Annotated in this window: 20 protein-coding genes, 3 tRNA genes and 1 riboswitch; of the genes, 20 read left to right on the top strand and 3 right to left on the bottom strand. The window is 57.4% G+C overall.

Going from position 1 to position 17,514, the window contains the following annotated elements; all coding sequences use genetic code 11:
- Window positions 1–7 precede the first annotated feature (7 nt).
- From HMPREF9166_RS05360 to HMPREF9166_RS05315, 10 genes are all read left to right on the top strand, one after another.
- Window positions 8–679, top strand: a complete 672-nt coding sequence (locus HMPREF9166_RS05360; protein WP_009752970.1) for a TerC family protein — start codon at window positions 8–10, stop codon at window positions 677–679.
- A gap of 1 nt (window position 680) precedes the next feature.
- Window positions 681–1,067, top strand: coding sequence for a dihydroxyacetone kinase phosphoryl donor subunit DhaM (gene dhaM, locus HMPREF9166_RS05355; protein WP_006690129.1), 387 nt, complete (start codon window positions 681–683; stop codon window positions 1,065–1,067).
- A gap of 36 nt (window positions 1,068–1,103) precedes the next feature.
- Window positions 1,104–1,244, top strand: a riboswitch (FMN riboswitch).
- A gap of 308 nt (window positions 1,245–1,552) precedes the next feature.
- Window positions 1,553–2,656 carry a bifunctional diaminohydroxyphosphoribosylaminopyrimidine deaminase/5-amino-6-(5-phosphoribosylamino)uracil reductase RibD gene (gene ribD, locus HMPREF9166_RS05350; protein ID WP_009752968.1) on the top strand — a complete coding sequence of 368 codons (1,104 nt, stop codon included), beginning with the start codon at window positions 1,553–1,555 and terminating at the stop codon, window positions 2,654–2,656.
- Window positions 2,657–2,665: 9 nt separating this feature from the next.
- Complete coding sequence (locus HMPREF9166_RS05345; protein WP_009752967.1) at window positions 2,666–3,301, top strand: riboflavin synthase; 636 nt, start codon at window positions 2,666–2,668, stop codon at window positions 3,299–3,301.
- Window positions 3,302–3,523: 222 nt separating this feature from the next.
- Window positions 3,524–4,738, top strand: coding sequence for a bifunctional 3,4-dihydroxy-2-butanone-4-phosphate synthase/GTP cyclohydrolase II (locus tag HMPREF9166_RS05340; RefSeq protein WP_009752966.1), 1,215 nt, complete (start codon window positions 3,524–3,526; stop codon window positions 4,736–4,738).
- Window positions 4,739–4,755: 17 nt separating this feature from the next.
- Window positions 4,756–5,373 (top strand): DJ-1/PfpI family protein, encoded by a 618-nt coding sequence (locus HMPREF9166_RS05335; RefSeq protein ID WP_009752965.1) that lies wholly within the window; start codon window positions 4,756–4,758, stop codon window positions 5,371–5,373.
- 12 nt (window positions 5,374–5,385) lie between these two features.
- The gene (gene ribE, locus HMPREF9166_RS05330) at window positions 5,386–5,850 is read left to right on the top strand and encodes a 6,7-dimethyl-8-ribityllumazine synthase (protein WP_009752964.1); all 465 of its coding nucleotides are present in this window, start codon (window positions 5,386–5,388) and stop codon (window positions 5,848–5,850) included.
- A gap of 4 nt (window positions 5,851–5,854) precedes the next feature.
- Window positions 5,855–6,418, top strand: a complete 564-nt coding sequence (gene yfcE, locus HMPREF9166_RS05325; protein ID WP_009752963.1) for a phosphodiesterase — start codon at window positions 5,855–5,857, stop codon at window positions 6,416–6,418.
- A 6-nt stretch (window positions 6,419–6,424) separates the two neighbouring features.
- Window positions 6,425–7,330 (top strand): Hsp33 family molecular chaperone HslO, encoded by a 906-nt coding sequence (hslO, locus tag HMPREF9166_RS05320; RefSeq protein ID WP_009752962.1) that lies wholly within the window; start codon window positions 6,425–6,427, stop codon window positions 7,328–7,330.
- Entirely contained in the window at window positions 7,327–8,061 is a 735-nt protein-coding gene (locus HMPREF9166_RS05315) for a M48 family metallopeptidase (protein ID WP_009752961.1), read from the top strand. Before hslO ends, HMPREF9166_RS05315 begins: the two co-directional genes overlap by 4 nt.
- Before the next feature lie 43 nt (window positions 8,062–8,104).
- On the opposite strand, the gene HMPREF9166_RS05310 is transcribed toward HMPREF9166_RS05315, so the two are convergent.
- The gene (locus HMPREF9166_RS05310) at window positions 8,105–8,653 is read right to left on the bottom strand and encodes a carbonic anhydrase (RefSeq protein ID WP_009752960.1); all 549 of its coding nucleotides are present in this window, start codon (window positions 8,651–8,653) and stop codon (window positions 8,105–8,107) included.
- Between the two features lie 154 nt (window positions 8,654–8,807).
- Window positions 8,808–8,999: a 50S ribosomal protein L28 gene (gene rpmB, locus HMPREF9166_RS05305; protein WP_009752959.1), complete on the bottom strand. Its 192-nt coding sequence runs from the start codon at window positions 8,997–8,999 to the stop codon at window positions 8,808–8,810.
- Window positions 9,000–9,338: 339 nt separating this feature from the next.
- Between rpmB and codY the strand changes: the two genes are divergently transcribed.
- The 5 genes from codY (at window position 9,339) to HMPREF9166_RS05280 (ending at window position 11,230) form a co-directional block, all read left to right on the top strand.
- Window positions 9,339–10,169: a GTP-sensing pleiotropic transcriptional regulator CodY gene (codY, locus tag HMPREF9166_RS05300; RefSeq protein WP_009443033.1), complete on the top strand. Its 831-nt coding sequence runs from the start codon at window positions 9,339–9,341 to the stop codon at window positions 10,167–10,169.
- 130 nt (window positions 10,170–10,299) lie between these two features.
- Window positions 10,300–10,374: transfer RNA gene (locus HMPREF9166_RS05295), tRNA-Glu, on the top strand.
- Between the two features lie 5 nt (window positions 10,375–10,379).
- Window positions 10,380–10,456, top strand: a tRNA-Asp gene (locus tag HMPREF9166_RS05290).
- A gap of 11 nt (window positions 10,457–10,467) precedes the next feature.
- Window positions 10,468–10,543: transfer RNA gene (locus tag HMPREF9166_RS05285), tRNA-Phe, on the top strand.
- An 81-nt stretch (window positions 10,544–10,624) separates the two neighbouring features.
- The gene (locus HMPREF9166_RS05280; RefSeq protein ID WP_009443032.1) at window positions 10,625–11,230 is read left to right on the top strand and encodes a DedA family protein; all 606 of its coding nucleotides are present in this window, start codon (window positions 10,625–10,627) and stop codon (window positions 11,228–11,230) included.
- Window positions 11,231–11,284: 54 nt separating this feature from the next.
- On the opposite strand, the gene brnQ is transcribed toward HMPREF9166_RS05280, so the two are convergent.
- Window positions 11,285–12,673, bottom strand: a complete 1,389-nt coding sequence (gene brnQ / locus HMPREF9166_RS05275) for a branched-chain amino acid transport system II carrier protein (protein ID WP_009443031.1) — start codon at window positions 12,671–12,673, stop codon at window positions 11,285–11,287.
- Between the two features lie 275 nt (window positions 12,674–12,948).
- Between brnQ and HMPREF9166_RS05270 the strand changes: the two genes are divergently transcribed.
- From HMPREF9166_RS05270 to HMPREF9166_RS05250, 5 genes are all read left to right on the top strand, one after another.
- On the top strand, window positions 12,949–13,320 hold the full coding sequence (locus HMPREF9166_RS05270; RefSeq protein WP_009443030.1) for a PTS glucitol/sorbitol transporter subunit IIA: 372 nt from the start codon (window positions 12,949–12,951) through the stop codon (window positions 13,318–13,320).
- Between the two features lie 193 nt (window positions 13,321–13,513).
- Window positions 13,514–15,100 (top strand): glycosyltransferase family 39 protein, encoded by a 1,587-nt coding sequence (locus HMPREF9166_RS05265; protein WP_009443029.1) that lies wholly within the window; start codon window positions 13,514–13,516, stop codon window positions 15,098–15,100.
- A 143-nt stretch (window positions 15,101–15,243) separates the two neighbouring features.
- Window positions 15,244–15,624, top strand: coding sequence for a desulfoferrodoxin family protein (locus HMPREF9166_RS05260; RefSeq protein ID WP_009443028.1), 381 nt, complete (start codon window positions 15,244–15,246; stop codon window positions 15,622–15,624).
- A 191-nt stretch (window positions 15,625–15,815) separates the two neighbouring features.
- Window positions 15,816–16,769, top strand: coding sequence for a 50S ribosomal protein L11 methyltransferase (gene prmA / locus HMPREF9166_RS05255; RefSeq protein ID WP_009443027.1), 954 nt, complete (start codon window positions 15,816–15,818; stop codon window positions 16,767–16,769).
- Window positions 16,766–17,509, top strand: a complete 744-nt coding sequence (locus HMPREF9166_RS05250; RefSeq protein ID WP_009443026.1) for a 16S rRNA (uracil(1498)-N(3))-methyltransferase — start codon at window positions 16,766–16,768, stop codon at window positions 17,507–17,509. Before prmA ends, HMPREF9166_RS05250 begins: the two co-directional genes overlap by 4 nt.
- The last annotated feature ends 5 nt before the right edge of the window (window positions 17,510–17,514 follow it).

The raw sequence follows: 17,514 nt of genomic DNA, 5'->3' as shown, positions 1-17,514 counted from the left end.
AGAAGCTGTGGAAGTCGAACTCTTCTCGTCGCAGTTCTTTGTGGCACTCTTCTCGATCATTGTACTTGATCTCGTGCTCGCAGGGGACAATGCCGTCGTGATTGCGATGGCGTCCAACCGCCTTCCTGCACATCTTCGAAAGCGCGCCATCTATGTCGGGACGGCGGGCGCGATTGTCGTACGTCTCATCATGACGTTCTTTGCGGTGCAGCTGCTCTCTGTGCCGTATCTACAGGCACTCGGCGGGCTGGTGCTGCTGCCGATCGCCGTGAAGCTCCTGCGCCCTGCCCACGGCGAGGAGCATATCGAGGCGGCGGAGACGTTCGCAGGGGCAGTCAAGACGATCATCATCGCCGATGCGGCGATGGGGATCGACAACGTGATTGCCATTGCGGGCGCGTCGCACGGCGACTTCCTGCTCGTGGTGCTCGGGCTGCTCATCAGTGTTCCAATTGTCGTCAGCGGCAGTCAGATCATCGGAAAGCTGATGGAAAAGTATCCCGTGCTCGTTGTGCTCGGTGCGGCGATTCTGGGCTGGACAGGCGGCTCGATGATTGTGCACGACCGTACGGTTGGTGTGATGATTCTGACGGCACTGCCGCAGGCGGCATATCTCCTGCCGGCGATACTCGCGGGAGCGGTGTGCGGCATTGGGGCATGGACACGGCGGAGAGGCTGATATGGTCGGACTTGTGATTGTAACGCACAGTGCCGTGCTCGCGCATGGCATCGCGGAGACGTGCCGCATGATGGCAAAGGATGCGCATATCGCAACGGCGGGCGGCATGGAGGACGGCGGCTTTGGGACGAGTTATGCGCGCATTACGGCAGCGATCGACAGCGTCTGTAGCGCTGACGGCGTCGTTGTGCTCGCGGATGCGGGCAGTTCTGTGCTGACGGCGGAGACGATCATCGAGGAGATGCGCAGCAGCCGCGTGCGCATGGCGGACTGCCCCATCGTTGAGGGCAGTGTGGTCGCCGCGATTGCCGCGGTCTGCGGGGCGGATCTCGATGAGGTCGTGCGCCGCGCTGAGGAGACACGCGGCACGTGCAAGATTTACAATTGACAGTCCAAATACAGAATGATACAATAGCATACGAATGATGCTCTTTGAGGCGGGGTGAGAATCCCCACCGGCGGTACAGCCCGCAAGCTGCTTGTGAGAGCGGCATGATTCGGTGTAATTCCGGAGCCGACAGTGAAGAAGGCAGATGCTTTCGCAGTCTGGATGAGAAAAGGCGCGTCTATGATAGGAACATGGATAGGTATGTATCTGTGATTCCTTGGGACGATTTATGTGCCGCCGGAGGAGTTTCTTCCGGCGGTTTTTATTTTTTTACTGTTATTTTGTGCTCCCTCGTGAACGCCTCGTTACACAATCGGCCGCGCCCTTGTACGCTGAAATACCTGCGGATTCCTTAAACGCGCTGCGCTTGAACGAAAGAAATCCGCAGGGGCGTACCGTGCGCTTTTCCCGATTGTTTCACTAGGGTTCACTTCTGGAGCACAAGATAAACTCCTCAAGAAGGTAAAGAACAGAATGGGATTACTATGAACGAAACGGACGAATCCTATATGCGCGAGGCTCTGCATCTGGCGGAGTTTGCGCGCGGGCGCACGTCGCCGAATCCGCTCGTGGGGGCGCTCATCGTACGCGACGGGATCGTCGCTGCGAGCGGCTGGCACCGTGCGGCGGGCGAGCCGCACGCGGAGATTCACGCGCTCCGCATGGCGGGGGAGTTGGCACGCGGTGCGACGCTCTATGTGACGCTCGAGCCGTGTGCGCATCAGGGGCGGACGGGCCCCTGTGCCAAGGCGGTGATCGCCGCGGGGATCACGCGCGTCGTGGTGGCGCTCCGTGACCCGAATCCGCTTGTCGCAGGGCGCGGAATCGCGATGCTTGAGGCGGCGGGCATAGAGGTCGTGACGGGCGTCTGCGCGGCGGAAGCGCGGCGGCAGAACGCTGCGTTTCTCACGTGGGTGACAACGAAGCGCCCCCTCGTTACGCTCAAGACGGCGATGACGCTCGACGGGAAGATCGCAAGTCATACGGGGGCGTCGCGCTGGATTACGGGCGAGGAGGCACGTCTGCGCGTGCATGAGATGCGCGATGCGAGCGACGCGATTCTCGTCGGCATCGGCACTGTGCTCGCGGATGACCCGAGCCTGACAACGCGACTGCCGCATCGTGCGGGGAAGAATCCGCTGCGCGTCGTACTGGATTCGGCGGCGCGCACACCGCATGATGCGAGACTGGTGACGGACGGAGCGGCTCCGACGGTGATCGCCGTGAGTGAGCGTGCCGATCCGCAGCGTGTGGATCGCCTCCGCGCATGCGGCGCAGAGGTGGTGACACTCGGGGCGGAGCGCGTGGAGCTCCCGCGCCTGCTCGACTGGCTCGGCGCGCATGACTGCACGTCCCTCCTCGTCGAGGGCGGCGCTGCGGTGAATTGGTCATTTCTCTCAGGCGGCTATGTGGATCGAATCTGCGCCTTTATCGCCCCTATGCTGATGGGCGGCGGGGAGGCACCGACACCCGTCGGCGGTGTGGGCTTTGACGCGCCGCAGGAGGCGCTGCACCTCCATGATATGCACGTTGAACAGGTCGGCGCGGATCTCCTCGTGACGGGCAGCCTGCACACACCAGCGGAGTGAGGTGAGGATATGTTTACAGGAATCATCGAGGAGGTCGGTACATTTGCCCGCCTCTCGGGCGGCGTGCTCTCGATCGGTGCACATCTCGTCCAGTCGGATGCGCACATCGGCGACAGCATCGCCGTGAACGGCATCTGCCTCACGGTTACCTCATTCGATGCACAGGGCTTTTCTGCCGACGTGATGCCCGAGACAGTGCGGCGCACCTCGCTCGCGGAGCTGACACGCGGCGCACCGCTCAATCTGGAGCGGGCACTGCTGCCGACGACGCGCATGGGCGGACATTTCGTCAGCGGGCACATCGACGGCGTGGGGAAGATACGAGCCATGCGCGAGGAGGAAAATGCAATTCTCATGACGGTCGCCGCCGATGCAGAAATTCTGCGCGGGATTGTCGAGAAGGGCTCGGTTGCCCTCGACGGCATCAGCCTCACCGTGGCGGCAGTCGGCGCGGCGGACTTTACCGTCAGCCTCATCCCGCACACGCGCACGGTGACGAATCTCGGCGCGAAGCGCATCGGCAGTCTGCTCAACATCGAGACGGACATCCTCGGAAAATATGCGCTGAAGCTGCTCGGGGGTGAAAGTTCTGCTGCGGGGAAGACGGGGCTGACGCGGGAATATCTGATGCAGCATGGGTTTTAGTGTGGTAGATGTGGGGTGCGATGTCCCTAAGCGAACCCTAGTGAAGCAAGCGGGGGAAGCATGCGTTCTGTCCCCGGCGTGCTTCTTTCGTTCAAGCGCAGCGCGTTTAAGAAGTGCGCCGGTATTTAGACAGATAAGCATGCGACCGCTTGCGTAACGAGGTGTTCGCGTGGGACTCGCAGCACAGAGATGTCATATTCACAATACTTTAGGAGAAATAGCATGTCAGATTTTGCAACGATTGAACAGGCGATTGAGGATATCAAAAATGGAAAGATGCTCGTCGTCGTGGACGATGAGGACAGGGAGAACGAGGGCGACCTCATCGTTGCGGCAGAGAAGATGACGCCGGAGCACATGAACTTCATGGCGACGCATGCACGCGGGCTGATCTGTACGCCGATCATCGGCAGCCGTCTCGACGAGCTCGAGATCGGTCAGATGGTGGAGAACAACACGGACAACCACGAGACTGCCTTCACCGTCAGTGTCGATGCGTACGACACGACGACGGGCATCTCTGCGTACGAGCGGTGCCACACGGTCAAGATGCTGCTCGATCCTGCGGCAAAGCCCGCGAACTTCCGCCGCCCGGGGCACGTCTTCCCCCTGCGTACGGTCGAGGGCGGCGTCCTGCGCCGTGCGGGACACACCGAGGCGACGACCGACCTTGCGCGGATGGCGGGACTGTTCCCCGCGGGGCTCTGCTGTGAGATCATGGCGGATGACGGCCACATGATGCGTACGCCTGAGCTGAAGGCGTTTGCGAAACAGCATGGGCTGAACATCATCACCATCAAGGATCTCATCGAGTACCGCAAGCATACGGAGAACTTTGTGCATCGGATTTCGGAGGTGGACTTCCCGAGCAAGTATGGGCATTTCAAACTGATCGCCTATGAGAACACGCTCAACAAACGCTGTGACCTCGCCGTCGTCAAGGGGGATGTGCGCGGCAAGGAAAATGTTCTCGTGCGCGTACACTCGGAGTGCCTGACGGGAGATGCGCTCGGCTCGATGCGCTGTGACTGCGGCGATCAGCTCGCAACGGCACTGCGCCGCATCGAGGCGGAGGGCGAGGGCGTCGTCCTCTACGTGCGGCAGGAGGGACGCGGCATCGGGCTTGCGAACAAGATGCGCGCTTACGCACTGCAGGATCAGGGGCGTGATACCGTCGAGGCGAACGTCGAGCTCGGCTTTGCGCCGGATCTCCGCGACTACGGCATCGGCGCACAGATCCTTGCCGATCTCGGGCTTTCGACCATCCGTCTCTTGACGAACAATCCCGCAAAGCGTGCGGGGCTTGAGGGCTATGGGCTGACGATCGTCGAGCGTGTACCGCTGGTCATCCATCCGAATGAGCATGACCGTCGTTACATGCAGACGAAGAAGGAAAAGATGGGACATATCCTCAGCGATGAGGAATTGGGGAAATGAGTGCGAGGGCGTGAGAGATGAAGACGGTTTTACTGGCACTTCTTGAACAGTATGCAGACTGGGAAGCTGCGTACGTGTCGACAGCAATTCATATGCTTGGTCAGGGAAAATTTGAGGTCAAGACAGTCTCCCTCTCGAAAGAACCTATAACCTCCATTGGCGGCATTCATGCGGCGGCGGATTATACAGTGGATTCTGCACCGAAGAATTACGACGCTCTGCTCCTCATCGGCGGTATGAGGTGGCGCGAAGAGCGTGCACAGAAGATGATCCCATTGGTCGAGCATTGTGTGAAAAGCGGCAAGATACTTGGCGGGATTTGCGATGCGGCGGCGTTTTTAGCATCCATCGGTGTGCTCGATTCGGTCAAACATACGGGCAATCGTTTGTCTGCACTCGAGGAATGGCAGGGGACGAAGTACAAGGGAGCGGAGAACTTTCAAGCGCGACAAGCCATCTGCGATAAGAACATCATTACGGCAAACGGGGCTGCACCTCTGGAATTTGCCAGAGAAGTTCTGACTGCGCTCCATGCTGCGGAGGAAACTCTGATCGAGGATTGGTACAGCCTGCATAAATTGGGGTATTATAATGCATCATCACACAATCAATTTGTGAAGATGATGGAGGAGTAAGGAGAAAATAATATGGCGAACATCATCGAAGGCTACATCAGCGGCAAGGGGCTGAAATTCGGCATCGTCGCGGCGCGTTTCAACGAGTTTATTGTGAGCAAGCTGGTTGGCGGCGCACTCGATACGCTGCACCGCCATGAGACGGCGGATGGCGACATTGACGTGGCGTGGGTGCCGGGTGCGTTCGAGATCCCTTTTGCGGCGAAGAAGATGGCGGCGAGCGGGAAATATGATGCAGTGCTCTGCCTCGGGGCGGTCATTCGCGGCTCGACGACGCACTACGACTACGTCTGCAGCGAGGTGTCGAAGGGCGTCGCACAGGTCGGCCTCCAGACGGGCGTGCCGACGATCTTCGGCGTCGTGACGACGGAGAACATCGAGCAGGCGATTGAGCGCGCGGGCACGAAGGCAGGCAACAAGGGCGCCGATGCCGCGATGGCGGCGATGGAGATGGCAAGTCTCCTCGGAAAGCTGTGATGCGATGAAGATTGGCATCATCAGTGATACACACGGACATGAGGGCGCATGGACGCGCGCGTGCGAGAAATTTTTCACGGGAGCAGACCTCATCCTCCATGCGGGAGACGTTGCCTATCATGGCCCGCGCAACCCGATGAAGGCGGACTACAACCCGATGAGACTGATCGAGCGCATCAACGCCTCGGAGATCCCCGTCATCATTGCCAAGGGAAACTGTGACTCGGATGTGGATGCGAGCTGTCTCACACTTCCCGTTCTGTCTCCCTACGCCTACGTCGTGTGGGAGGGGCGGCGCATCATCGTCACGCACGGCGATGCCGTTATGACGGATGCGGAGAAAGATGAAATGGCGCAGCATCTGCGCGCTGATCTCTTTATTAGCGGGCATGTGCACGTCACCGTTCTCGAAAAGCGCGGCAATACGGTGTTTCTCAACCCCGGTTCGGCGGCGCTCTCGAAGCGCCCCGACGGGCGCAATACCGTCGCTGTCCTCGAGGACGGCACGATTCGGATTTTTGATATTGATACGGGCGATGTTCTGCATGAGCGTGCGCTCGACTGGTAAGACGATATGGATCAACTGGTAAAAGCAACGGCGGCAAACGGACAGCTGCGCGTATTTGCGGCGGTGACGACGGATGTGGTCGCCGAGGCAATGCGGCGGCATGACTGTTGGCCCGTTGCGGCGGCGGCACTCGGGCGCACGATGACGGGCGCGCTCCTCTTTGCCGCAAATCTCAAGAACAAGGAATCCGTCACGATCAAATTCAAGGGAGATGGACCTCTCGGCACGGTGACGGCGGATGCGACGGCGGATGGCTCGGTGCGCGGCTGTGTCGATCATCCGCATGTCCATCTGCCGCTGAATGCGCACGGCAAGATCGATGTCGGCGGCGGCATTGGGCAGGGCATCCTCTCTGTCACGCGCTTCACGGGGCTGAAAGAGCCCGTGACGGGCAGCGTCAATATCGTCAGCGGAGAGATCGCCGACGATCTCATCCACTACCTCTACACCTCGGAGCAGACACCGTCCTCGATCGGGCTCGGTGTCCTCGTCAGCCCCGAGCTGCAGTGCCTCGGCGCGGGCGGCTTCTTTGTCCAGCCTCTGCCGGGCGCATCGGATGCGGTGATTGATCGCCTTGAGGGGAACCTGAAGGGAATTTCCTCTGTCTCCCACATGGTGGAGGGCGGTCTGGATGCGGAGGGCATCATCCGCAGCGTCCTCGGCGGGTTTGACGATGTAAAGATCCTTTCCCATACCGATCTTGCCTTTCGCTGCAACTGTTCGAAGAACTACATCACCGACCGTCTGCTGACCCTTGGTGAGGCAGATCTGCGCGCACTCCGCGACGATGGGACGGCAGAGGTGAAATGCCACTTCTGCGGTGCAGTCTATACCTTCGATCAGGAAGAACTCGACGCCATGTATAACGTCGCGCAGAAGATGCGTGCGATGCGTACAGGACATGAAAAATGAAGGGGCACGGGCGCATCCTGCGCGAGGTGGAGCGGACACTGGCGGGGATTCCTGCCGTCATCCGCTACAAGAACATCAAGAACCTCTACCTCCGCGTCAGTGCGGATGGCAGCCGCATCGAACTCAGTGTGCCGCGCCGCACATTGCTGTGCGATATGGAGGACTTCGTCAGGCACAGGCGTGCGTGGATTGAGGCGCGCCTGCGTTCTATGCGTGCAAAAAAGCCCCCGTCGCTTTATGCGGCGGGGGATATTGTGCATCTCTGGGGGAAAGCTTGTCATATTGCCGATGCTCCGCTGGTGCACGGGAAGGCGTACGCCGAATGGGTCGGCGGGATGATTGTGCTCCACGCGCCCGTGGATGCAGATGCACGAATGCGCCGTGCGGCAGTCGATGCACTCTGCCGTCGTGAACTCACAGCGGCGATTGAACGGGAAGCACCGCACTGTGAGGCAATTGTCGGAAAACATGCCGAACGTTGGCGCATCCGCGCGATGAAGACACGCTGGGGCAGCTGCAATGTGCGGACGGCTTACATCACGCTCAATCTGCAGCTGGTACAGTATGACGTGCGTGCTCTGCGCTATGTCATGATGCACGAACTCACGCACCTATGGGTGCGCGGGCACAACGCGCAGTTCTACGCCCGCATGGATCGCTATTTCCCTGACTGGGGTGAAGTAAAGAAGGTACTAAATACTTGGGCTCGGGAAAACAGTGAGATGCAATAAAAAACGTTCCGTTCGGAGCGTTTTTTATTGCACGGATTCCCTTTTATTTTGCTGCGCCGATCTTCTCCGCTTCCTCCGAGACGATCAGGCGTCCCGTGTGCACGTCGTAGATACAGCCGTGAATCACGATGGATGCGGGGACGAGCGGATGCGTGCGCAGGCGGCGCACATCGCGGACGAGATTCTCCTCAAGCTCTCCTGCGATTGGCATAAAGTCGATGTAGTGTGCCTCGACGGCATCCCCGCCGTGCGCGGCAGCATCCTCCTCGAATCGCGCACATATCGCCTCATTGGTGAGGCCCTGCATCCCGCAGTGCGTGTGTTGGATTACGAACCACTCGTTCGTGCCGAGCATCTTGTAGGAGATCAGCAGCGAGCGGATCACATCGTCCGATACGCGTCCACCCGCGTTGCGGATCACGTGCGCGTCGCCCTCCGCGATCCCCGCAAATTTTGCCGGGTCGAGACGGCAGTCCATGCAGGTGACGACGGCAAACCGCCGCGTTGGATCGTGTGATAGCCCTCCTTTGTCGCCGAATGTGGCGACGTAGCGCTCATTTGCTGCACGGATCTCTGTGACATTTGTTCCCATTGGCGAACCCCTTCTCTCTCCGATATCACTGCAATTTCTTATAAAAAAACCGCCCGAATTAAGAAAACACGGATAAACTTTGCACGCCAAACCGGCATACCTCATCTTATCAGCGATTTCTTAAACAGACGGATTTTTCTATGCGCGTATTCGCTCAAACAGCACGCTCGACGCTGCCGGAACGCAGGCAGCGCGTGCATACATTGACACGCTTGACCTCACCCTTGACCAGGGCGCGGACGCGCTGAATGTTCGGCTTCCACTTACGCTTCGTCTTTACATGGGAGTGGCTCACATTGTTGCCGCTCATCATCCCTTTGCCGCAGACCTCGCATACACTTGCCATTGTTACACCTCCTCAACGTGGGCTTCACTCAAGCCGCACGCAAACACCGTGTCATTATACTATGATTCTCTCCGTTAAGCAAGGTGTCATAGAAAAAATTCTAAGAGATTCTTGATCGAATGAACTCCACCCCAAATAAGACAGATTTTTCGAAATTATCACACTGAACTATAAAGAGATAGAATAATTTTATCAATGGAAGAGGGAAAACATTCAAGTATTTCTTGAAATTTTACAAAAATGTAGTATGATAAATATGAAGGAAAAATGTATCTTGCGGGGTGTGGTTATCGTTTCGCAGAGCTGTAAGGGTGCAGCTCGGGAAAGAGGGGGATACAGATGATTACATTGCTGGGAAAGACGCGGCAAATCAATCGTCTGCTCCAACGTTCGGAAAGCGTTGAGTATGACGGGATTTCACGTGTACTGAGTAACGTCCTTGAGGCAAACGTTTATATCACCGACGAAGGAGGCCGCATCTGCGGCTATGCGTTCTATGATGATAATGACGACCTCATGACGAATGAGGCGATTGAGCTGGGACAGTTCCCGCGCAAGTTCGTGGACTGGCTCAACCGACTTGAGGAGACGCGTTCCAACATCCGTGTGGGAACGGATGGCGCGTCCTTCGAGAAAGAGATGGCAGAGCTGTTCCATGAACAGAACATTGTCGTTACACCGATCTATGGACCGCGCCGTCGTCTCGGGACGCTCGTTGTGTCGAATGCCAAGAAGGAGTTCGGCGACCCTGATCTCTTGCTCAGCGAGTACGGTGCGACCGTCGTCGGCATGGAGATGCTGCGCGACACGGCACAGAAGAACGAGATCGAAGCACGTCAGCGCGAGGCGGTACGGATTGCGGTGGAGACACTCTCGTACTCTGAGCGCAAGGCGGCACATGCGATTCTGCAGGAGCTCGCGAGCCAAGGGAAGTTCGAGGGCAGGCTCATCGCATCGCGGATCGCCGACGAGGCAAAGATCACGCGCTCAGTCATCGTCAATGCACTCCGCAAGTTCGAGTCCGCCGGTGTCATCGAGTCGAAGTCACTCGGCATGAAGGGCACCTTTGTGCGTGTCACGAACTCGTATCTCATGGAGAAACTGCCGGAACTCGAAGAGTACGCCGCTGATGTTCAGTGGGCGAATCTTGGCAGCGGGATGACGCTCTGAGATCGGATTTTATATTGTATGTAGATTGTAAATAAAATTTGTTGACAAGTGGGGTAAAATCCCATATAATGGCGTTCGTGAATGTGCGGCGGATGGTCTGCAAGGATCATCCGCCGCACAGCGCGGATACGGCGCGTTGGTCAAGTGGTTAAGACACCGCCCTTTCACGGCGGCTTCACGGGTTCGAATCCCGTACGCGTCACCAGGAACGGCCCGGTAGTTTAGTTGGTTAGAATGCCGCCCTGTCACGGCGGAGGTCAGGGGTTCAAGTCCCCTTCGGGTCGCCATTTTTCCTTTTGCCTCGGTAGCTCAGTTGGTAGAGCAGGGGACTGAAAATCCCCGTGTCAGTGGTTCGATTCCGCTCTGAGGCACCACCTTGTAGCTGAGTCTCCGGTGCATCGTGTACGCACTGGGGATTTTTTGTTGGACGTTCTCTGTCTTGAAGGAGCATCCCTGTGGAGCATTTTACGCAGATATTTCTTTCATTCATTGCCTCGTGGGGCTATGTTGCTGTCGCTATTCTTATGGCGGCGGAGAACGCGTGCATTCCCATTCCCAGTGAGCTGATCCTTGGTTTTGCCGGATATCTCATCTTTGCGGGGCACATGTCGTTCGAGGGAGCACTTCTCGCAGCGATGGCAGGCGGACTCCTCGGTTCGCTCTTTGCCTATGAGGTCGGTGCGCGCGGCGGACGTCCCTTCGTGGACAAGTATGGAAAATATTTCCTTATCAAGAAGTCACACGTGAACATCGCACAGGATTGGTTTGATCGGTATGGACTGAAGGCCGTATTCTTCAGCCGCATGCTTCCCGTCGTGCGCACCTTTATCTCGCTGCCGGCAGGATTCGCCCGCGTCGACCCGAAGCGCTTCTTCCTCTATACGATTGCGGGCGCGCTCCCGTGGACGGCGGCGATCCTCTACGCCGGCATGGTGCTCGGTGAGAGCTGGACCGACCTCATGGAATACGGACACGAGGCGAGCATGATCTTCGTCGTTGTCGCCGTCATTGTGATTGTCGTCCTCTACCTGCGCTGGCGGAGAAAGAAGAATAGAAAATAAAAATGGCTTGTTGCACGAAACTGCAAATTTCGTACAACAAGCCCTCTTTTATGTCTATGTATCTGCTTCCTTGGGCGCCGGCGCTGTCTGAAAGAGCGAGACGCAGAGTCCAATGAGTGCACCGATGGCGGCGGGACAGACCCACCCCATCATGATCCCATAGAGGGGAATGGTTTGACGCAGCAGCTCATGCAGTGCCGGCGGACACAGCCCCGCGGCATGCAGCCCATCGATCAGCGAGAACACGAGCGTGAGGGAGATCGCTCCCTGATAGATGCTCTTGCGCCAGCCGATGAAATAATCAAAGAGCGAGAGAATCACAAAGACGATGACGAGCGGGTAAATCGTGACGAGGAAGGGCACGGCAAGCGTAATGATCTGGGTCAGCCCGATGTTCGAGGCGGCAAAGCTGAACAGAATGGAGATCAGAAGGAGCCGTTCGTACGAAATGCGGCCCTTTAGCAGCTTGTTGAAGAACAGGGCAGCACTCGACGTGATGCCGCAGCACGTTGTCAGACACGCCAGCCCGATGATGACGGCGAGCAGCAGATTGCCCGATGCGCCGAAGAAAATCCCGACGGCACCCGCGAGGATCTGCCCGCCATTCTCTGACTGCCCCAGTACCGAGGCACTTGTCGCACCAATGTAGGCGAGCGATCCATAGACCGCCGTCATGAGCGTCACCGTGATCAGTCCCGAGATCAGACAGGCCGAGCCGATGGCATGGCGATCTGTGATCCCGCGCATCTGAATCGCATTCGTCACGAGTGCACCGATGGCGATCGAGGCAAGTAGATCCATTGTCTGATAGCCGTCCTGAAATCCCTGTGCGAATGGCGCCTCTAGGTAGGCGCCTGTCGGCGCAAGGATGTTCCCCAGCGGCGCGTGGAACGCCTGAGCAAAGAGGATAAAGAGAACAACGAGTAGGGCAGGGGTCAGCATCTTGCCCACGCGGTCGATGATCTTGTTCGGGTTCAACGAGAGATAGTAGGACGCAGCAAAGAAAATCGCCGTGTAGATCAGCTGCCCTAGTGCAAAATTCTCCTCCGTGAGGAACGGGCGGATACCGATCTCAAACGAGACTGCGCCGGTGCGCGGCATCGCAAAGAGCGGGCCGATGATGAGATAGAGCAGGATGAGCAGCACCGTCGCAAAGCGCGGCCATGTCTTTTCGCGCAGCAACGGCGTATATTCCCCGCCTGTCAGTGCGATCGCCGTGATGCCGAGCAGCGGCAGACCGACGCCCGTCGCCATAAAGCCGATCATCGCAAGCAGGGTATGCTCACCTGCCGCCTGTCCCAGTGCGGGCGGAAAGATCAGATTTCCCGCGCCGAAGTAGATGGAGAACATCATAAATCCGAGCGTCAAAAGATCCTTTTTATTTAACTTGTTTATGATTGATCCCTCCGAATCATATCCAAAAATTTCGATAAAATAGTTCAATTTGCATTATTACAGAATTGGGTCGGTATGTCAAGAAAGCATCGACGCCATTTCATGGGATATGCCGTGAATAATTTTATCTCTTTATCCCTTCATTTTATCCGTGGTTCCTTTACTAATCGGCGAATATATAGTATGATACAACTGATAACGATGATAATCTGATTTGTGGTCCTGCCACGGAGAGGATTGGTCTCGACCAGAAACGTTGTGACGTAAAACAGGCGTAAGGGGGACGTTTCTGTCCCGTATGGTGAAAGGCAGGAGTAGGCAGTATGAAATTCTATTGCGAAATTACGAGCATCGGTGAGGAATCCCTTCTTTTCCTGGATGATCCGAATGCCAACTTCATCATCATCTTTAACAATAATGCACCTGCGGAGCTGGCAGAATTCTCTGTGCTGCACACGCCTGCGAACTACAACGCGGATCCCGCTGTCGGCGATACGCTGATTATCGGCGATAAGGTATTCACAATCACGGCGATCGGTGATGAGGCGCTGCACACGCTGCGGGAGCTCGGACACTGCACGCTTTCGTTTAAGGGCGGCGATACACCCGAACGCCCCGGCTGCATCATGCTGCAAGGCGATGCTCCTCTCGTCAAGGACGACATCAAGATGGGCGTGACGATCGAAATCCACTAACCGATGCGTCCAAGGGAGTCGCCGCAGATGCGGCGGCTTCTTTTTGCATTCTACATCAGATGCTCGACGCACAGTGCACATGATTTGCGTGCGGTTTGCGAGTATCGCCGGTGTAGGGACGTCAAATGATTTCAAAAACATATCTTTCTATGGTACAATGCAGGGGATTGAAATGTAATGGGGGCATATCTGCATGAACGATGAGAAAAATCTTGCGTGGCCGGTCTATCTTGTCCTGCTCGCGGTGGTCTCGTTTCAGATCTTTTACGGCATCGGCGGATTGGCTTTGCTCGATCCCGATGAGCCGGTCTATGCGGAGACGGCGAAGGAGATGATCCGCTTTGGCGACTATCTTTCGCCGCGCATCTACAATGAGTTCTGGTACGACAAGCCGCCCATCTTCTACTGGCTGGTTGTGGCGTCGCTCAAGTTGTTCGGCGGATTCAGTGAGCTTGCGGCACGCCTGCCGGCATCGTTTATGGCGATTGGTTCCGTTCTTCTGACCGCACTGGCGTCGGCGCGTATTTTCGGTGCGCGTACGGGATTCTGGGCGGGCATGATCACGGGGACGAGCGTCTTTCTCATGTATATGGGAAAGGCGTCCGTCACGGATACGACGCTGCTCTTCTTCATGACGGCGGCACTCTTCCTATTCATTCATCGGCAGTACTGGCTGATGTACCTTTGCTGCGGACTTGCTGTTATGACGAAGGGGCCGATCGGTATTGTCTTCCCCGGCGGCATTATCTTCTTCTACCTGCTGCTTACGCGTCAGCTGGAGCTTTTGCTCCGCATGCATGTCCTGCGCGGCGTGCTGCTTGCCGCGCTTGTCGGTATGCCTTGGTACGTCTATATGTATACGGTACATGGGATGCCGTTCATTCACGACTTTATCGGCTTTCACAACATCAGCCGCTTTGCGCATCCGCTCCATCCTGTGCGCGACCACTGGTATTTCTATATCCCCGTCGTACTGCTCGGCTTTTTCCCGTGGACGGGGCTGCTCATTCAGTCGGTCAAGAACGCCTATCGTCACAGCTTCGGTGAGGAGGCGGAGCAGCTTGCGTTCTTCCAAGTCTGGTGGATCTTCGTCTTTGTCTTTTTCTCGTTTGCCCAGACCAAGCAGGTCTCCTATATGCTGCTCCTCGTTCCGCCGCTTGCGACCATCATCGGCTGGAACCTCGCGCAGATGCTCGACGACTGGCGACAGACACATTTCGGCTGGGCTGGCGGCAGTGCCGTTCTCTTTCTCGTGATGGGGATTGGGTGGCTGCTTGCGGGAGACGGGCTTCCACAGCTCGCGGAGGGCGGACTTTGGCTGGGGACGCTGACACTCATCCTCGGTGCGGCGATCATCTACCATATCACCGCCTCGCATCGCCTCATGCTTGCCGCATGGCTGCACGTCATCATGGCCGTGGTGACGATGGTCATCGGCTTCGGCGTCATGATGCCGGCTGTCGAGGGAATTTTTAGCGTCAAGCAGGTTGCACGCGACTACGCAGCAGCGTATCATCCCTCCGCCGAGGAGGAGGGGCGCGTCCTCTACATCGATAAGCAGCTGCGCCCCGGCGTGATGCTCTATACGGATATCCCGGGACTTGAGGCGGATGTCAATCAGCCGGAGGAGCTCACCGCGATACGGGACGATCCACGCCCGAAGTACATCATCATGCGTGACTTTATGTACCAACGCAAGATCAAGGAACTCGGCGCGGAGCGCTGGCAGCTCGTGGAGGAAAAGGATGGACTCTGCATCTTCCGCGATGACGGGCCATAAAAAATTTTTTTGAACCAAAGAAGGATAATTCTATTTTGTGGAGAATTATTATTTGTGAAAGATGAAATAGATCATATCTATGGCATCTGATACTCCACATTTAGGACTTTGCTGTGTATTATTAATTATTTAGGAGGATATTTATGTCAGTATTTTATCTTGCGGGAAAATCCCATGTTGTTGAGGTCTACGGCGATGAGGCACTCTCTCTTGCGTGCGGCGATACGCCGCTGAAGGAGCTGAAGCCGAACACGGTCGATGCGGCACAGGAGAAGCATGTTCCCGTGCCGACCTACGATGCGGCGAAGCATGAGGTGACGGTCAGCGTTGGCTCGGTGGCGCATCCGATGACGGAGGAGCATCTCATCAACTGGGTGATGCTCGTCACGAAGCGCGGCACGCAGCGTGTCAATCTCACGGCAGTGGATGCACCGACCGTTACGTTTCGTCTCGCTGACGGCGATGCGCCGGTCAAGGTGCTTGCCTACTGCAATCTCCATGGACTCTGGCAGGCAGAGATCTGAGCTTTAGTTTATCCGTGATCTCTTGAACATGGATAGCCGCTGCACGTTTGTGCGGCGGCTGTTTTAGGAAGCACGGATAAACAGCCCCTTGGATTGTGCAAATGAAAAATCAGTCGCAATTCTCTCTGTACTCATGTATAATAAAATTATCGCATGAGCGATGCAGAAGAACGGCGACGGGGGGCGATGGTATGCGCTGGGCACAGGTGAGTGTTGTGACGACGCATGAGGGCGCAGATCTGATCGGGAATATTCTGATGGAGCTGGGCGCTGCGGGGACGGAGATCGATGATCCGTCTCTCGTGAATACGTACATCGATGCAGGGCTGTGGGACTATACCGATCTGCCGCGTGCCGAGGACACGGAAACTGTGACGGTGCGCGCCTATCTGCCTGAGGATGAGCGGCTCGAGAGCAGTCTCCTCACCCTCACGGAGCGCATTGAAGGGCTGCGTCGAGCCGATGCTCCGATCGGAGCAGGGACAGTTTCCCATGTCTTTGTCGCGGATGAGGACTGGGCGGAGACGTGGAAGGCGTATATCCACACTGAGAAGGTCGGGCGGCGCATCGTTGTACGCCCGACATGGGAGGAATATACGCCGTTGGGGGATGAGATCGTCATCGATCTCGACCCCGGGGCGGCATTCGGAACGGGGGCACATGCGACGACAGCGATGTGTCTGCGCTGGCTTGAGCACGTTGTCTGCCCGGGGATGCGCGTCTATGACGTGGGATGCGGCTCGGGCATTCTCGCGATTGCGGCGTCGAAACTCGGTGCGGGCGAGGTGATCGCCATGGACTACGATCCCGTTGCAGTCTCCGTCGCCGAGGAAAACATCAAACAAAACCACGTCACGAACGTCGTCGCTCTGCAGAGCGATCTTCTCGCTGTATGTTGTGGAATGGCGCCGGCCGAGTTGATCACGGCGAACATCATCGCAGATATCATCATCCGCCTGTTTGATCAGCTGGACCAACATCTGGCGCGGGGCGGTGTCCTGCTCGCCTCGGGCATCATCGACGACCGCATCGACGATGTGGAGCAGGCGGCAAAGGAACACGGCTTTACCGTGCTCGATATGACCTGTGAAAAGGAGTGGGCGGCGATGATCATCCGCCGTACAGCGGATCTCGAAGAGGCATGAGACAGGTATTTTATCCCGGCGTGCTAACGGAGGATATTGCCATTACGGGGGGCGACGCCCATCATCTCGCCCGTGTCATGCGCGCCCAAATCGGCGACGTGATCACGGTTGTCGACGCGGCAGGACAGGCAGCGGAGATGGCGGTCACGGAACTCGCGCGTGATGCCGTGCACCTCCGTATGCAGCGCGTATTGCCTGTGGAGACAGAGGGCAGAGAGGTCATCCTTGTGCAGGCGCTCCTCAAAGGAGAAAAAATGGACTTTGTCGTCCAAAAGGCGGCGGAATTGGGTGCCGTATGCGTGTGTCCCATCGTGACGGAGCACGTCGTTGTGCGCTATGACGCGAAGAAGACGGCGGTAAAGGCGGCACGCTGGCAAAAGATCGCCGATGAGGCGGCAAAGCAGTGCGGACGCAGGATGTTGATGAGAGTGGCGCCGATCGTCTCACTCACGGAGCTGCTGCGGGATCCGGCGTACATCGATGCCGCGGATACAGCGACGGTCTTCTGCTATGAGCAGGAGGAGCGGCAGTCGATGCGCACGGTACTGCGCGGAACAGAGGCGCGGCGCGTGACGCTCATCGTCGGTGCGGAGGGGGGCTTTTCCCCCGCTGAGGCAACGGCGGTTACGGCGGCTGGCGGGCAGTCCGTCTCACTGGGACACCGCATTCTGCGGGCAGAGACGGCATCGCTCACAGCACTCGCCGTGACGCAGTATGAACTTGGAAATCTTGATACATAATAGAG

Origin of the sequence: Selenomonas sp. oral taxon 149 str. 67H29BP (assembly GCF_000146365.1) — a bacterium.
Taxonomy (GTDB): Bacteria; Bacillota; Negativicutes; order Selenomonadales; family Selenomonadaceae; genus Centipeda; species Centipeda felix.
This window is presented reverse-complemented; position numbering and strand designations above follow the sequence as displayed.

Excerpts from the sequence above, each read along its gene's own strand:
- HMPREF9166_RS05310 (WP_009752960.1), bottom strand. The coding sequence starts at position 8,653 with ATGGGAACAAATGTCACAGAGATCCGTGCAGCAAATGAGCGCTACGTC.
- HMPREF9166_RS05260 (WP_009443028.1), top strand. The coding sequence starts at position 15,244 with ATGTCAGTATTTTATCTTGCGGGAAAATCCCATGTTGTTGAGGTCTAC.
- HMPREF9166_RS05250 (WP_009443026.1), top strand. The coding sequence starts at position 16,766 with ATGAGACAGGTATTTTATCCCGGCGTGCTAACGGAGGATATTGCCATT.
- prmA (WP_009443027.1), top strand. The coding sequence starts at position 15,816 with ATGCGCTGGGCACAGGTGAGTGTTGTGACGACGCATGAGGGCGCAGAT.
- HMPREF9166_RS05265 (WP_009443029.1), top strand. The coding sequence starts at position 13,514 with ATGAACGATGAGAAAAATCTTGCGTGGCCGGTCTATCTTGTCCTGCTC.
- yfcE (WP_009752963.1), top strand. The coding sequence starts at position 5,855 with ATGAAGATTGGCATCATCAGTGATACACACGGACATGAGGGCGCATGG.
- ribD (WP_009752968.1), top strand. The coding sequence starts at position 1,553 with ATGAACGAAACGGACGAATCCTATATGCGCGAGGCTCTGCATCTGGCG.
- dhaM (WP_006690129.1), top strand. The coding sequence starts at position 681 with ATGGTCGGACTTGTGATTGTAACGCACAGTGCCGTGCTCGCGCATGGC.
- HMPREF9166_RS05315 (WP_009752961.1), top strand. The coding sequence starts at position 7,327 with ATGAAGGGGCACGGGCGCATCCTGCGCGAGGTGGAGCGGACACTGGCG.
- HMPREF9166_RS05335 (WP_009752965.1), top strand. The coding sequence starts at position 4,756 with ATGAAGACGGTTTTACTGGCACTTCTTGAACAGTATGCAGACTGGGAA.
- hslO (WP_009752962.1), top strand. The coding sequence starts at position 6,425 with ATGGATCAACTGGTAAAAGCAACGGCGGCAAACGGACAGCTGCGCGTA.
- HMPREF9166_RS05345 (WP_009752967.1), top strand. The coding sequence starts at position 2,666 with ATGTTTACAGGAATCATCGAGGAGGTCGGTACATTTGCCCGCCTCTCG.
- rpmB (WP_009752959.1), bottom strand. The coding sequence starts at position 8,999 with ATGGCAAGTGTATGCGAGGTCTGCGGCAAAGGGATGATGAGCGGCAAC.
- ribE (WP_009752964.1), top strand. The coding sequence starts at position 5,386 with ATGGCGAACATCATCGAAGGCTACATCAGCGGCAAGGGGCTGAAATTC.
- HMPREF9166_RS05340 (WP_009752966.1), top strand. The coding sequence starts at position 3,524 with ATGTCAGATTTTGCAACGATTGAACAGGCGATTGAGGATATCAAAAAT.
- codY (WP_009443033.1), top strand. The coding sequence starts at position 9,339 with ATGATTACATTGCTGGGAAAGACGCGGCAAATCAATCGTCTGCTCCAA.
- HMPREF9166_RS05270 (WP_009443030.1), top strand. The coding sequence starts at position 12,949 with ATGAAATTCTATTGCGAAATTACGAGCATCGGTGAGGAATCCCTTCTT.